Source organism: Erwinia sp. AK-PDG3-5 (assembly GCF_056821705.1).
In genome coordinates this window covers 1,046,203-1,061,392 of sequence record NZ_CM165967.1, presented here as the reverse complement: position 1 = coordinate 1,061,392, position 15,190 = coordinate 1,046,203, and the positions used below count along the sequence as shown (strand labels likewise).

14 protein-coding genes are annotated in these 15,190 nt (G+C 56.1%); 4 read left to right on the top strand and 10 right to left on the bottom strand.

Features of this window, described 5'->3' with window-relative positions; all coding sequences use genetic code 11:
• Positions 1-35 precede the first annotated feature (35 nt).
• From AC1UKS_RS04850 to AC1UKS_RS04825, 6 genes are all read right to left on the bottom strand, one after another.
• Positions 36-1,175: a glycerate kinase gene (locus tag AC1UKS_RS04850; protein WP_482435990.1), complete on the bottom strand. Its 1,140-nt coding sequence runs from the start codon at positions 1,173-1,175 to the stop codon at positions 36-38.
• Positions 1,176-1,249: 74 nt separating this feature from the next.
• The gene (gene garR, locus AC1UKS_RS04845; RefSeq protein WP_265908643.1) at positions 1,250-2,134 is read right to left on the bottom strand and encodes a 2-hydroxy-3-oxopropionate reductase; all 885 of its coding nucleotides are present in this window, start codon (positions 2,132-2,134) and stop codon (positions 1,250-1,252) included.
• A gap of 24 nt (positions 2,135-2,158) precedes the next feature.
• Complete coding sequence (gene garL / locus AC1UKS_RS04840) at positions 2,159-2,929, bottom strand: 2-dehydro-3-deoxyglucarate aldolase (RefSeq protein ID WP_013203567.1); 771 nt, start codon at positions 2,927-2,929, stop codon at positions 2,159-2,161.
• 22 nt (positions 2,930-2,951) lie between these two features.
• Positions 2,952-4,292, bottom strand: a complete 1,341-nt coding sequence (gudD, locus tag AC1UKS_RS04835; RefSeq protein ID WP_265908641.1) for a glucarate dehydratase — start codon at positions 4,290-4,292, stop codon at positions 2,952-2,954.
• Positions 4,293-4,315: 23 nt separating this feature from the next.
• Positions 4,316-5,653 (bottom strand): enolase C-terminal domain-like protein, encoded by a 1,338-nt coding sequence (locus tag AC1UKS_RS04830; protein WP_482435989.1) that lies wholly within the window; start codon positions 5,651-5,653, stop codon positions 4,316-4,318.
• Between the two features lie 9 nt (positions 5,654-5,662).
• Positions 5,663-7,006, bottom strand: a complete 1,344-nt coding sequence (locus AC1UKS_RS04825) for an MFS transporter (protein ID WP_053143821.1) — start codon at positions 7,004-7,006, stop codon at positions 5,663-5,665.
• Between the two features lie 525 nt (positions 7,007-7,531).
• On the opposite strand from AC1UKS_RS04825, the gene garD reads away from it, so the two are divergent.
• Complete coding sequence (gene garD / locus AC1UKS_RS04820; RefSeq protein ID WP_482435988.1) at positions 7,532-9,091, top strand: galactarate dehydratase; 1,560 nt, start codon at positions 7,532-7,534, stop codon at positions 9,089-9,091.
• An 87-nt stretch (positions 9,092-9,178) separates the two neighbouring features.
• Here garD and AC1UKS_RS04815 read toward each other — a convergent pair whose 3' ends face one another.
• The 4 genes from AC1UKS_RS04815 to syd form a co-directional block, all read right to left on the bottom strand.
• Positions 9,179-9,628, bottom strand: coding sequence for a flavodoxin (locus AC1UKS_RS04815; RefSeq protein WP_482435987.1), 450 nt, complete (start codon positions 9,626-9,628; stop codon positions 9,179-9,181).
• Between the two features lie 21 nt (positions 9,629-9,649).
• Positions 9,650-10,429: a tRNA pseudouridine(65) synthase TruC gene (gene truC, locus AC1UKS_RS04810; protein WP_482435986.1), complete on the bottom strand. Its 780-nt coding sequence runs from the start codon at positions 10,427-10,429 to the stop codon at positions 9,650-9,652.
• Positions 10,429-10,755: a YqcC family protein gene (locus AC1UKS_RS04805; RefSeq protein WP_013203575.1), complete on the bottom strand. Its 327-nt coding sequence runs from the start codon at positions 10,753-10,755 to the stop codon at positions 10,429-10,431. The genes truC and AC1UKS_RS04805 overlap by 1 nt, the downstream gene beginning before the upstream one ends.
• A 560-nt stretch (positions 10,756-11,315) precedes the next feature.
• Positions 11,316-11,879, bottom strand: coding sequence for a SecY-interacting protein (syd, locus tag AC1UKS_RS04800; RefSeq protein WP_482435985.1), 564 nt, complete (start codon positions 11,877-11,879; stop codon positions 11,316-11,318).
• A 92-nt stretch (positions 11,880-11,971) separates the two neighbouring features.
• Between syd and queF the strand changes: the two genes are divergently transcribed.
• From queF to xni, 3 genes are all read left to right on the top strand, one after another.
• Positions 11,972-12,817, top strand: coding sequence for an NADPH-dependent 7-cyano-7-deazaguanine reductase QueF (queF, locus tag AC1UKS_RS04795; RefSeq protein ID WP_265908634.1), 846 nt, complete (start codon positions 11,972-11,974; stop codon positions 12,815-12,817).
• A 188-nt stretch (positions 12,818-13,005) separates the two neighbouring features.
• The gene (ppnN, locus tag AC1UKS_RS04790) at positions 13,006-14,370 is read left to right on the top strand and encodes a nucleotide 5'-monophosphate nucleosidase PpnN (protein ID WP_053143811.1); all 1,365 of its coding nucleotides are present in this window, start codon (positions 13,006-13,008) and stop codon (positions 14,368-14,370) included.
• A 48-nt stretch (positions 14,371-14,418) separates the two neighbouring features.
• Positions 14,419-15,180 carry a flap endonuclease Xni gene (gene xni, locus AC1UKS_RS04785; protein ID WP_265908632.1) on the top strand — a complete coding sequence of 254 codons (762 nt, stop codon included), beginning with the start codon at positions 14,419-14,421 and terminating at the stop codon, positions 15,178-15,180.
• The last annotated feature ends 10 nt before the right edge of the window (positions 15,181-15,190 follow it).

The window sequence follows — 15,190 nt, the reverse complement described above, 5'->3', positions numbered from 1 at the left end:
GCCCGGATGGCCGCTAAACAGCGGCCTGATAACCGTCAGAGTTTTTGCCCTATCGCCAGCGTCGCCGCAATATTGCGCGCGCTTAAACGCACGTTTTCGGCGGCATTATGCAGCGCTTCTTCCAGCGTGCAGATGCTGTAAATCACGCTGAACACCGCATCCAGACCATGCTGATGCACGATCCCCACGTCTTTGGTCAGGCTGCCGGCAATACCAATCACCGGTTTGTTATATCGCTTCGCCACCTGAGCCACGCCAATCGGCACTTTACCATGAATGGACTGACTGTCGATTCTGCCTTCACCGGTGATCACCAGCGTGGCATCTTTCACCAGCGCATCCAGCCCTAACGCTTCGGTAACGATTTCGATACCGCGACGCAGTTCTGCCTGGCAGAAAGCGTGCAATGCCACGCCCATGCCGCCCGCCGCGCCGCCACCGGCAATGGTCAGCACATCTTTATCCAGATCGCGGCGGATCACCCCGGCGTAATGCGCCAGCGCGCTATCCAACTGTTTCACCAGTTCTGGCGTTGCGCCCTTTTGTGGACCAAAAATGGCCGACGCGCCTTCTTCACCCAGCAACGGATTGGTGACATCGCAGGCCACTTCAAAGCGACAGTGTTTAATGCGGGAATCGAACTGGCTCATATCAATGCGGGCCAGTGCCGGCAGCTGTCCACCGCCATAACCGATCTGCTGGCCGTCCGTGTCCAGCAACTGTGCACCCAGCGCCTGCACCATCCCGGCACCGCCATCATTGGTGGCGCTGCCGCCGATGCCAATAATAAAGTGCTCAACACCCTTATCCAGCGCGTTACGGATCAGCTCGCCGGTGCCATAAGAGGTGGTGATCAGCGGATCGCGCTGGGCGGACGGCACCAGCTCCAGCCCGCTGGCCGCCGCCATCTCAATAAATGCGCAGCTTTCGTCACCGGATAAGCCGTAAAAAGCGCTCACCGTTTCGCCCAGCGGGCCAGTGACATCAAGCTCAATGATTTTGCCTTTGGTTGCCGCTACCATCGCCTCGACAGTTCCCTCTCCGCCATCTGCTACCGGCAGCTTAACGTAGTGCGCGTCGGGAAATATCTCGCGAAACCCCAGCTCGATCTGCGTGGCGACCTGCTGAGCCGACAGGCTCTCTTTATATGAATCCGGTGCGATTACTATTTTCATACGGTTTCCTGGCGCGTTGACCTGGCCTCAACCAAAAGTGCAGATACCGGCCTGCGGACAAGCCGGACCATAGGCTATTTAGTGATTTCCACTTTCGCTAACTTCTCATAGTAGCAAGCCAGCGCGCTGTGGTCGGACGTGCCCATGCCATCGGCCTTCACCGCCTGCATCATCTCCATCACTGCCGCCGTTAATGGCAGCTGCGCGCCCACGCCGTGAGAGGTATCCAGCGCATTGGCTAAATCCTTGATATGCAGATCGATACGGAAACCGGGCTTGAAGTTGCGATCCATCACCATCGGCGCTTTGGCTTCCAGCACGGTGCTGCCGGCCAGACCACCGCGGATCGCCTGGAACACCAGTTCCGGGTTGACGCCCGCCTTGGTGGCCAGCGTCAGCGCTTCGGACATGGCGGCAATGTTCAGCGCCACAATCACCTGATTTGCCAGCTTGGTGACGTTACCGGCACCAATATCTCCGGTGTGCACCACCGAGCCCGCCATCGCTTTCATGATGTCGTAGCATTTATCAAACAGCTCTTTATCGCCACCGACCATCACCGACAGCGTGCCTTCGATCGCTTTTGGTTCGCCGCCGCTAACCGGCGCATCCAGCAGCGAGATACTTTTCTTCGCCAGCTCATCGTGAATTTCACGGCTGGCCAGTGGCGCAATGGAACTCATATCAATCACGATAGTGCCCGGTTTGGCGCCCTGGATCACGCTGTCCTCACCGAGCAGGGCTTCTTTCACCTGGGGTGAGTTAGGCAGCATGGTGATGATCACATCGCTCTGCTCGGCCACTTCTTTCGCGCTGCCGGCCACCGTCGCCCCCAGGCTTACCAGCTCAGCTTCGTTTTCGCGGTTATGGTCGCGAACCACTAACGAGTAACCTGCTTTCACCAGGTTTTTGCTCATGGGTTTGCCCATGATGCCCAGACCAATAAAGCCAATTTTCATTTTTTCTTCTCCAGATTCGGGGGATTATTTTTTGAAGCGGTCGCACAGCGCCTGCGTGGCACCACGGAAAACGCCAACGTCGCTGCCTACAGCAACAAATCCAGCGCCCCACTCCAGATAACGACGGGCATCGGCTTCGACCGGCGCAAGGATACCGCTTGGCTTGCCAGCGGCTTTGGCCCGCTCGAACAGGTATTTGATCACTTTCAACACTTCCGGATGCGCCGGCTGGCCGAGGTAGCCCAACGCGGCGGACAGGTCGCCAGGGCCGACAAAGATGCCGTCCACGCCGTCGACCGCGGCAATCGCATCAATGTTGTCGACGCCCAGTTGGGTTTCAATCTGCACCAGCACCGTCACGTTATCGTTGATGGTGTTGTTGTAGTCCGGCACCGTGCCGTACATGTTGCTGCGGTGCGACACCGAGACGCCACGGATCCCGGCCGGAGGATAACGGGTGGAGGCGACTGCGCGAATAGCTTCCTCTTCGGTTTCGACAAAAGGCACCAGGAAGTTGGAGAAACCGATATCCAGCAGGCGTTTGATGATCACCGGCTCGTTGGTCGGTGGACGCACCACCGGCGCACTGTGGCTGCCTTTCAGCGCCATCAGCTGCGGCACAAAGGTGGTGATGTCATTCGGCGCATGCTCACCGTCCAGCACTAACCAGTCAAAACCGGCCAGCCCAAGCACTTCCGTGGTCAGCGGGTTAGCCATGGCACACCAGCTGCCAATTAAGGTTTCACCGGCCAGCAGGCGCTGACGGAAGCTGTTGGGGTTGTTTACGTAGCTCATCAGTAACTCCTGTGAAAGAAAATTAGCGCACCAGACACGGGCGTTTATTGTCGAAGGTCCAGTTCGGCACCAGGAACTGCATGGCCTGCGCATCGTCGCGCGCGCCAAGTCCGTGCTTCAGATAGAGCTGGTGAGCCTGCATGACTTTATCCATATCCAGCTCAACGCCCAGTCCCGGTTGTTGCGGAACCTGCACCCGTCCGCCTTTAATTTGCAGCGGTTGTCGGGTCAGTCCCTGATTGCCTTCCTGCCAAATCCAGTGGGTATCGATGGCGGTAATGTTGCCAGGCGCGGCGGCGGCCACATGGGTGAACATCGCCAGCGAAATATCGAAATGATTATTGGAGTGCGAACCCCAGGTGAGGCCAAAGTCATGGCACATTTGCGCCACGCGAACCGAACCTTGCATGGTCCAGAAGTGCGGGTCAGCCAGCGGAATATCGACCGACTGCAAGGACAAAGTATGGCCCATCTGCCGCCAGTCGGTGGCAATCATATTGGTGGCGGTCGGCAGTCCGGTTGCCCGGCGGAACTCGGCCATCACTTCACGGCCGGAATAGCCCTGCTCGGCACCACAGGGATCTTCCGCATACGCCAGCACGCCCTTCAGCTGCTTGCCTAACGCAATCGCCTCGTTAAGTGACCAGGCGCCGTTGGGATCGAGGGTGATCCTCGCCTGCGGGAAGCGTTTGGCCAGCGCGGTCACCGCTTCGGCCTCTTCACTACCGGCCAGCACGCCGCCTTTCAGTTTGAAATCGTTAAAGCCGTATTTCTCGTAGGCCGCTTCAGCCAGCCGCACGACCGTTTCCGGGCTCAGCGCTTCCTGATGGCGCAGCCGATACCAGTCGCAGCTGTCGTCCGGCTGACTCTGGTAAGGCAAGTCGGTTTTACGGCTGTCGCCGATGTAGAACAGGTAGCCCAGCATTTCGACCTGGTCGCGCTGCTGACCGTCTCCGAGCAATGAAGCCACATTAACGCCGAGGTGCTGCCCCAGCAGATCCAGCAGCGCCGCTTCTATGCCGGTCACCACATGAATGGTGGTGCGCAGATCGAAGGTCTGATTTCCCCTGCCGCTGGCATCACGATCGGCGAAAGTTTCTCGCACGTGGCTCAACAGGTTTTTATATTCGCCCAACCCGTGGCCGATAATTAGCTGCGCCGCGTCTTCCAGCGTTTTACGAATTTTCTCGCCGCCGGGAATTTCACCCACGCCAGTGTGCCCGGAGTTGTCTTTGATGATCACGATATTACGGGTGAAAAACGGCGCGTGCGCGCCACTCAGATTCAGCAACATGCTGTCGTGACCGGCCACCGGGATAACCTGCATTTCGGTGACTAACGGGGTTCCTGTTATCGCGTTCATAACTCTTCCTTACCTGTCAGGATTCAGCGTCCAAAGGCCGGACGTTTACGATCGAAGGTCCAGCCGGGGACCAGATATTGCATCGACGTGGCGTCATTACGGGAGCCGCCAGGCAACGTTTTGTAGAGTTGGTGGGCCTTCTCGATTTGCGCCCAGTCCAGCTCAACGCCCAGCCCCGGTGCGTCCGGGACCGCAATTTTTCCCTGGCGGATCTGTAGCGGATTTTTGGTCAGGCGCTGGTCGCCTTCCTGCCAGATCCAGTGGGTATCAATGGCGGTCGGCTTGCCCGGCGCGGCTGCGGCAACGTGGGTAAACATCGCCAGAGAGATATCGAAATGGTTGTTGGAGTGACAGCCCCAGGTCAGCCCCCAGTCATCACAGAGTTGCGCCACGCGCACCGCGCCGCTCAACGTCCAGAAATGCGGATCCGCCAGTGGGATATCGACCGAATTCAGCATCACCGCGTGATTCATCTCGCGCCAGTTAGTGGCAATCATATTGGTGGCGACCGGCAGACCGGTGGCGCGGCGGAATTCCGCCATCACTTCGCGGCCGGAGTAGCCCTGCTCTGCGCCGCAGGGATCCTCGGCATAGGTCAGAATGCCCTGCAGGTCTTTACACAGCGCGATGGCTTCATCCAGATGCCAGGCACCGTTTGGATCAACGGTGATGCGCGCCTCCGGGAATCGCTTCTTCATCGCTTTGACGGCATCGATTTCCTGCTCGCCTGGCAACACGCCGCCTTTCAGCTTGAAGTCCTTAAAGCCATATTTGTCCTGTGCGGCTTCCCCCAGGCGAACAATGGCGGCGCTGTCCATCGCCTTTTGATGACGCAGGTGATACCAGTCGTGGCTCGATTTCTCGCCCGCCAGATATGGCAGATCGGTTTTCTCCCGGTCGCCGACGTAGAACAGATAGCCCAGCACCGTTACTTCATCGCGCTGTTTACCGGGGCCAAGCAGTTCAGCCACCGGCACATTCAGGCATTTGCCCAGTAAATCCAGCAGCGCGGCTTCAAGCGCAGCCACCGCGTTGACCCGCAGTTCGAAGGTCCAGGCGCCTTTGCCAAAGGTATCGAAGTCGGCAGACTGATTGCCTTTGTGCACCTGCTGCACCAGGCTGTTCATCCTGGCCACTTCTTTACCGATCACCTGCGGGATGGCATCGACCAGCGTCTGGTAAATGGTTTCGCCGCCTGGCGCTTCCCCGACGCCGGTGTGCCCGGCGCTGTCCGTTAACACCACAATGTTGCGGGTGAAGAAGGCGCCATGCGCGCCACCGATGTTCAACAGCATGCTGTCGTGGCCCGCCACCGGAATGACTTTCATCTCAGTAATGACAGGACTGCTTTGCGTGGTCATAACGCGTCCTTACAAAGGTTTCAGTTCGATGCGTTTGATATCCTGTACCAGCACCAGATAGCTCAGTACGGCGACAAAGGCATGGATACCCACATAAATCAGCGCACCGTTGTACGAGCCGGTAGACGCAATGATGTAGCCGATGGCGATTGGCGTAATGATGCCGGAGATGTTGCCGAACATATTGAACAGACCGCCGCTCAGGCCACTGATCTCTTTCGGCGCGGTATCCGCCATCACCGCCCAGCCCAATGCACCAATCCCTTTACCGAAGAACGCCAGCGCCATAAAGAACACCACCACCCACTCGGTATCGACGTAGTTACACACCACCATCGAAATCGACAGCAACATGCCGAGCACGATTGGCGTTTTTCGGGCGATATTCAGCGAGCCGGTTTTGCGCATCAGCCAGTCGGAAATAATCCCGCCCAGCACGCCGCCAAGGAAGCCGCAGATCGCCGGGATTGAGGCAACCATCCCGGCTTTCAGAATCGACATGCCGCGCGCCTGCACCAGATAGACCGGGAACCAGGTGATAAAGAAATAGGTTAAGGCGTTAATGCAGTACTGGCCCAGATAGATGCCGACCATCATGCGCGAGGTAATTAACTGTTTGATTTGATGTCTTTTCTCAGCCCAACTCACCTTACGCTCTTCTTTTTTCTGATCCATATTGATCAGCGCACCGCCCTGCTCCATGTATTCCAGCTCGGCTTTGTTGACGCCCGGATGGTCGTTTGGATCGTGGATCACTTTCAGCCAGATAAAGCTGAGGATGATGCCGAGGCCCCCCATAAACCAGAACACGTGCGCCCAGCCAACGGAAGAGACCAGCCATCCCATAATCGGCGCGAAGATCACCGTGGCGAAGTACTGTGCGGAGTTAAAGATAGCGACCGCGGTGCCGCGCTCCTGCGCCGGGAACCAGGCCGCAACAATACGGCTGTTGCCCGGGAAGGAAGGTGCCTCTGCCAGGCCGACCAGGAATCGCAACATAAACAACGTGGCGATAATGGTGAAGCCGCTGAACAGGTCAACGAAGCCTTGCAGTAAGGTAAACAGTGACCAGAGGAAGATACTCCAGAAGTACACGCGTTTAGACCCGAAGCGGTCCAGCAGCCAGCCTCCTGGAATTTGGCCAATCACATAGGCCCATGAGAATGCGGAGAAAATGTAACCCAGGCCTACCGAGCTGAGCCCGATATCCTTGGACATGGCGGAACCGGCAATGGCGATGGTCGCCCGATCGCCATAGTTGAAAGAGGTGACGATAAATAACATCACCACTATCCAGTAGCGAGCATTTGTTCTTTTTTGCACGGCGCTCGCAGCACTACTGATTGAATTCATGATGCACTCCTGAAATATAGCGGTCAGGCTACTTTCACTCTGAACTGCATACACATCGCGTTGGGTATCAGAATGACGTTGGGTTAAACACAGCGATTAATTTGGCAGAATAGTTTTCACGCAGCGTGGCAATATCTCATCGTTCTGTTCGCTGAAAAGTATAGGAACAGCCCTGGCGGAATACATCGGCAATTAGCCCTATAAAAAGCCACAAATATTCATATTCTTATGGCATATGCACAACCCCCTGCGGGGTGGCTCACGGAACCAAGACGTTCTGCGTGGGCGGTCACAGTCCGGTGGCTTTCCCCTTGCCTTTGTGAGCGTTCTCACTGATATCTGTACGTATGCCAGAAAAAGCCCTGCTCATCCGCCAGGATGTCGGACATCTGCATAATGTTTTCCACCGGGCGGGCTTTTATACTGTTTGGCAGCAGAATACGATTCAGGCACAAAAGGACGCATCGTTCATCAAGGAGAGAATAAAAGACGCTTACCTTACTTATTTTCAGGAATTGTCGAGCAATGAACATTCAAAAAAACGATCCGCCCCTTTATATAAAGGTCCATGAGAACGATAACGTTGCCATCGTGGTAAATAATAACGGCCTGGTGGCGGGAACTGAATTTCCTTGCGGGTTGGTACTAAAAGAACATATTCCTCAGGGTCATAAAGTGGCTCTCAGTGATATTGCCAAAGGCGCGAATATTATTCGTTATGGCGAAGTAATTGGCTATGCGGTGAGGGATATCTCACGCGGTGGATGGATTGACGAATCGCTGGTGGTGCTGCCCGAAGCGCCGGAGCTGCCCAGCCTGCCTCTCGCTAACAATATTCCCCCGGCATTACCGCCGCTGGAAGGCTATACCTTTGAAGGCTACCGCAATGCGGATGGCAGCGTCGGCACGCGCAATCTGCTGGCCATCACCACCAGCGTTCACTGCGTCGCGGGCGTGGTCGATTATGTGGTGAAGATCATCGAGCGCGACCTGCTGCCCGCGTTCCCGAACGTTGATGGCGTGGTGGCATTAAATCACTTATACGGCTGTGGCGTGGCGATCAACGCGCCCGCGGCCGTCGTGCCTATCCGCACCATTCACAACCTGGCGCTGAACGCCAACTTCGGTGGAGAAGTGATGGTGGTCGGTTTGGGCTGCGAGAAACTTCAGCCTGAGCGTCTGCTGGAAGGCACGCCCGACGTGCAGACCATTTCGCTGGGCGAAGAAGATGTCGTGCGCCTGCAGGATGAAAAGCATATCGGATTTGAGTCGATGGTCGACGATATCCTGCAGGTGGCCCGCCGGCATTTGCAGCGTCTGAATCAGCGGCAGCGCGAAACGGTTCCGGCTTCGGAACTGATTATCGGTATGCAGTGCGGTGGCAGCGACGCCTTCTCCGGCGTGACCGCGAATCCGGCCGTTGGCTATGCCTCTGATTTGCTGGTTCGCTGTGGCGCCACCGTGATGTTTTCTGAGGTAACGGAAGTGCGTGATGCTGTCCATCTGCTGACGCCACGGGTGATCAATGAAGAAGTGGGCAAACGCCTGCTGGAAGAGATGGCCTGGTATGACGACTACCTGAATATGGGCCAGACCGACCGCAGCGCCAACCCTTCGCCAGGCAATAAAAAGGGCGGCCTGGCCAACGTGGTTGAAAAAGCGCTGGGATCGATCGCTAAATCCGGCCGCAGCCCGATTGTAGAGGTGCTTTCACCCGGCCAGCGCCCGACCCGACGCGGGTTGATTTACGCGGCAACGCCGGCCAGTGATTTTGTCTGCGGTACGCAGCAGATGGCGTCCGGCATTACCCTGCAGGTGTTCACCACCGGGCGCGGCACACCCTATGGCCTGGCCGCCATCCCGGTAATCAAAATGGCGACACGCAACGCGCTGGCCGACAGATGGTTCGACCTGATGGATATTAATGCCGGAACGATTGCCACGGGAGAGGAGAGTATTGAGCAGGTGGGAACACGCTTGTTTGAACTGATTCTGGATATTGCCAGTGGACGCAAACAAACCTGGTCCGATCGATGGGGTATTCACAATGCGCTGGCGGTGTTTAACCCTGCGCCAGTCACCTGATTGACGGCTGAGAAAAACAGCGAGCGCATCCGGCTGTTAATGCCTGATGCGCCCGACCCAACCGTCGTCGGGAAAAGCGTCAGCGGTTTAGCCGATCTGCTTTGCCCAGTCTTCAATCCACGGAGAAGTGATCTCTTCCGGTTCCGGGTTCTCAGTCGCATCCACTAACAGCACCTCACCCACGCGTTTCGCATTGTGTTCCTGCAACAGGGCATCAAACTTCTTCCCGCCGCCACAAAAATCTTCGTAGCTGCTGTCGCCCAACGCAATTACACCGTACTGCAACGTTGGCTGATGGCCCAGCTTGTCTTTGATGGCATGAAACAGCGGTGCGATGCTGTCCGGTAAATCACCCTGACCGGTGGTCGAGGTGATAATCAGCGCCACATGATCGGCATAACGCTGCCAGTCATCCAGCGTCGGATCTTCGAAAATCTTAACCTGATGTCCCTGGTCGATCAGCAGAGGTTCAGCCTCTTCCGCCACCAGCAGCGCATTACCGTAAACGGTGCCTACAAAAATACCTACCTGAGCCATGCTTTTCTCCATTGCTGGCGCTTATTCTGAGGGACTATCCTGCAGGTTAGCCGCCACAAACTCAACCCTTGGGATCTGCGGAAGGCACTCCTGCCAACAAAAGGCAGACATGCAACCTTGCCACACCGAATCGAGGCCGGCACGCAGCACCAACGGTTCACCGGTGACCGGATGCAGCAGGCTCAGCTCGCTGGCATGCAGCATCAAACGCTTCATGCCGAAGTGCTGCGCCGCGCTGCGGTTTTGTTTCAGATCGCCGTGCGCGCTGTCGCCGATAATCGGATGGCGAAGATGGCGTAAATGACGGCGCAGCTGGTGTTTACGCCCTGTTTCAGGCTTGAGTTCGACCAGGCTGAAGCGCGAAGAGTCGTAACGACTGACCGCGACCGGCAGCTCTGCTTTGGCCAGCGATTTCCAGTGGGTTACCGCAGGCTGGGGCGCTTTGTCCGGGTGAGTGAATTTATCAGCGATTTTGTCCAGCTCTTCGGTCAGCGCATAGTCGAGGGTCTCTTCCCCTTCCAGCCAGCCTCTGACCACCGCATGGTAGGTTTTCTGCATCGCATGCTGTTCGAACTGTTGCGATAGCAGGCGCGCTACCTCGCTCGATAACGCCAGCAGCAGCACGCCGGACGTCGGCCGATCCAACCGATGTACGGTGAAAACATGCTGACCAATCTGGTCGCGCAGGGTCTGCATCACGAACACCGTCTCATGGCGATCTAACCAGCTGCGGTGTACCAGCCAGCCGGCCGGCTTATTGACGGCAACCAGCCACTGGTCCTGATAAAGGATCTCAAGCATCAGGCATCATGCTCAAACAGATCATCCAGCGCGACAAGGACATGCAGCAGGCTGGTGCGCTCGGGCATATCGGCTTCAAGGGCCATTTCGTAATACGGCGCGAGGGCTAATTTCACCGGCAGTTCGGTGCCGGCATCGATCAGCGCATGCATTCTTGGCAGGAAGATCCACTGAAGCCATTGCAGCGGCATCATGGTATCCACGCAGAAAGGTTCCACGCTGTTGAAAGCCTCGCTTTCAGGTGGGATGGACTGCCACAGCCCTTTATCGTGCAGTAGTTGTTCAATCGCCTGAAGGCGAAGCAGAACCTGTTGTTCGCGGCTCATTGGCTGCTCCCTGTTATCCGGTTTTTAATGGCCGCAAGCATACCACTCGCGCCCGGATTGGGAAAATAGCGACAAAAAAAAGGAGCACTGTAATAACAGTGCTCCCGGTTCGTTTGCAGCAATCCCGCCACGCTAATGCTCCCTGCTCGTCCTTGATAACTTTGTCCCCAGTTTTCCTTACAAATCACCTATCTGGTGATAATCCCTTGCATCCTGTCTCGCTATCGTATTTGACAGCTCACTTCTCCATCCTGGAGGTGTACCTGATCTCATCCTGAGACATCCTTTCTTCATCCTGAAGATTTCCTTGCAACCTCATCCAGAGGGGGTCCTGACTCAATCCTTAAGTCACAGAATCCGTTCTGATTAGGCTATTTTGACAAATTGGCATAAGCAAACAATATGGCTGGCGTTAAAATCCGCGGTAATTGGCGTGAAGCTGGCAGGCTGAAAGATATATATAGTTGATTAATAATCAATTAGTTTGAAAGCCTTTTTATATGCCAGCGCTATTTTTAGCGATATCTCACAGCGGTTGTGAGAGATATCGCACAGAAAAATCACCCTTTTCGGCCTGCGGGCAGTTCAACCTGTAACTCAGCGATAAACAGTTCCAAATCGGGCGCCAGCAGACTGCGCTTTTCCGTTCCCAGCTGCTCCAGAATCACTTCGCCAGTCAGATTGCACACCGAAATCACCTCCAGTTCCGAATCCGTGGTGGCGATAAACAGCGTTGGCGACTGTTTCAAGCGACGCTTCATCACCAGATGACCGATAAGATTTTCCTGCACGCGCAGATAATCCTCTTCGCTCCAGGTTTGCAGCAAGGTACAGGCTTTTCCGCCAAACGTGGCCGTCATATCGCCCGCGAATTGCGTACTGTACCAGGCGGCAACGGAAGGCTGAATGCGGAACTCAATGGCGCGTTCAACCGCTTCCAGGTTCTGCGCCAGAGTGAACGGCTGCGGTAGCCAGTAAAGTTCGTCGGCGCCGGTCTGCTGCACGCAAGGTGAAGGCACACCCAGTAATTCCACACTGGCTGGCGGATGGCCGCATACACGGTCCCATTCGTCACAATATTTTTGCGTAAACTCGGTTAAGGCACGGCTGGTTTCTTCAATCATTCTTTTTTCACTCTCTGTAGCCTGAGTTACACTAAGGCTATCTCTGCATTCTGCTCTACCGCCTGCAAACGGCAGGCCATAAGGTTATTACGATGTCTTTAACGGATCCACATCAGGCGCTAAGCAACCTGACGCTCGGCAAGCCAACAGAATACCACGATAAATACCAACCCTCTTTACTGCAAGCCGTTCCGCGCAGCATGAATCGCGAACCTCTGGGTCTGTATCCCGATAGCCTGCCCTTCCACGGTGCCGATATCTGGACGCTATATGAACTGTCCTGGCTGAACGCGAAAGGCCTGCCACAGGTCGCGGTGGGCGAAATCACCCTGCAGGCCGACAGCATCAATCTGATCGAATCCAAAAGCTTTAAGCTCTATCTGAACAGCTTCAATCAGACCAAATTTGCCGGCTGGGGCGATGTCCGGGCCGCGCTGGAACGCGACCTCAGCGCCTGTGCTGAAGGTGAGGTCACCGTCGCCCTGTTCCGCCTGCAGGAAGTGGAAGGCCAGCCGATTGGCCATTTTGCTGGCTCCTGCATTGATGAACAGGATATCGAAATTGATAATTACCAGTTCACCACGGATTACCTTGAGCAGGCAACGCAGCCGGAAATAGTGGAAGAGCAGCTGGTCAGCCATTTGCTGAAGTCTAACTGCCTGATCACCAATCAGCCCGACTGGGGCTCGGTGCAGATCAGCTATCGCGGGCCGCGCATCCAGCGCGAAGCTTTGCTGCGCTATCTGGTCTCTTTCCGCCATCACAACGAATTTCACGAACAGTGCGTCGAACGTATATTTAACGACATCCTGCGCTTCTGTAAGCCGGAAAAGCTCAGCGTCTATGCCCGTTATACCCGACGCGGCGGCCTGGATATCAACCCATGGCGCAGCAATGGCGAGTTCAGACCGGGGCATTCACGGCTGGTCCGCCAGTAATCCACGAAGTTTTGCGCGCCGCGCCGCATAAGCATCGCGCGACACCTTGTTAAATCCCTGCTGACAAGGCTACTCTGGAGTGGGCTCAGGTAATCACCGGGCTCAGGGATTTTACTCTCCGCGTCCGGCCTGTGTTGCGGGCCAGACCATGGAGTGACGATCACCCGGATGGGTGTAAAGGAGTTAATTTGATTACACATGTCAGCCCGTTGGGCTCAATGGATCTGCTGTCTCAACTGGAAGTCGATATGCTGAAGCAGACTGCCAGCAGCGACCTTTACCAGTTATTCCGCAACTGTTCTCTTGCCGTACTTAACTCCGGAAGTCAGACCGACAGCAGCCATGAGTTGCTTTCTCGTTTTGAGAATTTTGATATCAACGTCCTTCGTCGTGAGCGCGGCGTGAAGCTGGAATTGATCAATCCACCGGAAGAGGCCTTTGTTGATGGCCGGATTATTCGTTCCCTGCAGGCCAACCTGTTTGCGGTGCTGCGCGATATTCTGTTTGTAAACGGCCAGCTCAACAGCAACGAACGTTTCCAGAATCTGGATATTGAAGACACCGTGCAGCTGACCAATATGGTGTTCTCAATCCTGCGCAACGCCCGTGCGCTGCATATTGGCGAAGAACCCAATACCGTGGTGTGCTGGGGCGGCCACTCGATAAACGCGGTGGAATATCAATACTGCCGTAATGTCGGCTCGCAGTTAGGTTTGCGTGAGCTAAATATCTGCACCGGCTGTGGGCCGGGTGTGATGGAAGCGCCAATGAAAGGCGCGGCGGTGGGCCATGCCCAGCAACGCTATAAAGAAGGTCGCTTTATCGGCCTGACGGAGCCGTCGATTATTGCCGCTGAGCCACCGAACCCGCTGGTCAATGAGCTGATTATCATGCCGGATATTGAAAAGCGCCTTGAAGCGTTTGTTCGTATCGCCCACGGCATCATCATCTTCCCGGGCGGCGTAGGAACGGCTGAAGAGCTACTTTACCTGCTGGGTATTTTGATGAATCCGCACAACCATGATCAGGTGTTGCCGCTGATCCTGACCGGCCCCAAAGAGAGTGCAGACTACTTTAACGTGCTGGATGAATTTATCGTCAGCACCCTGGGTGAAGCGGCCCGCCAGCACTACACCATCATCATTGATGATGCACCGGAAGTGGCACGCCTGATGAAAAAAGCGATGCCGAAAGTGAAAGAGCACCGTCGTGAAACCGGCGATGCTTACAGTTTTAACTGGTCGATTCGTATCGCGCCGGATCTTCAGGTGCCGTTTATGCCAACGCATGAAAATATGGCCAACCTGAATCTTCATCCTGACCAGCCTGCCGAGCAGCTTGCTGCCGCGCTGCGCCGGGCTTTCTCGGGCATCGTTGCCGGGAACGTGAAGGATATGGGCATCAAGGCGATTAAAGAAAAAGGCCCGTATAAGCTGCATGGCGATCCGGAAATGATGCGCCGCATGGACGATTTGTTACAGGGATTTGTTGCTCAACACCGCATGAAGCTGCCGGGCACAGCCTACATCCCCTGCTACGAAATCATCAAATAACACTCCCAACCGGAGCGGCTCTTGGGTCGCTCCGCCCTCGTGGTACTTATGACTATTCATTTGCTGATTGTTGATGCCCTGAACCTGATCCGCCGTATCCATGCTGTGCAGGGTTCCCCGTGCCAGGAAACCTGCGTCAACGCCCTGCACCAGTTAATCCGGCACAGCAATCCTACCCATGCGGTAGCGGTGTTTGACGATGACGAACGTCATGAAGGCTGGCGGCATCAGCTGCTGCCGGGCTACAAAGCCGGCCGCACGCCAATGCCGGACAGCCTGCATGAGGAGATGCCGCTGCTGCGCGCCGCTTTCGCTGCCGCTGGCGTGGCCTGCTGGCAGGTTGCCGGTGAAGAAGCCGACGATCTGGCGGCCACGCTGGCTTGCAAAGTGGCGGCTGGCGGCCATCAGGCCACCATCGTTTCGACCGATAAAGGCTATTGCCAGCTGCTGGCACCCGCGATCCAGATCCGCGATTATTTCCAGAAACGCTGGCTGGATGTGCCTTTTATCGACGCGGAATTTGGCGTGTCGCCCGCACAGCTGACCGATTACTGGGGGCTGGCAGGCATTAGCAGCAGTAAGATCCCAGGCGTAGCCGGAATTGGTGCTAAAAGCGCGGCGGAACTGTTAAGGGAGTTTGGTACGCTGGACGCTGTCTATCAGCAGCTTGCCTCGGTGCCGACAAAGTGGCAGAAGAAGCTTCAGGAACATCAGCAGATGGCAGAGATTTGCCGGCAGGTCGCCACGCTGAAAACGGATTTGGTGCTGGAAGGGAATCTCAAAGAGTTACGTTTGCCACAGCAAATCTGAACGCCCTGCC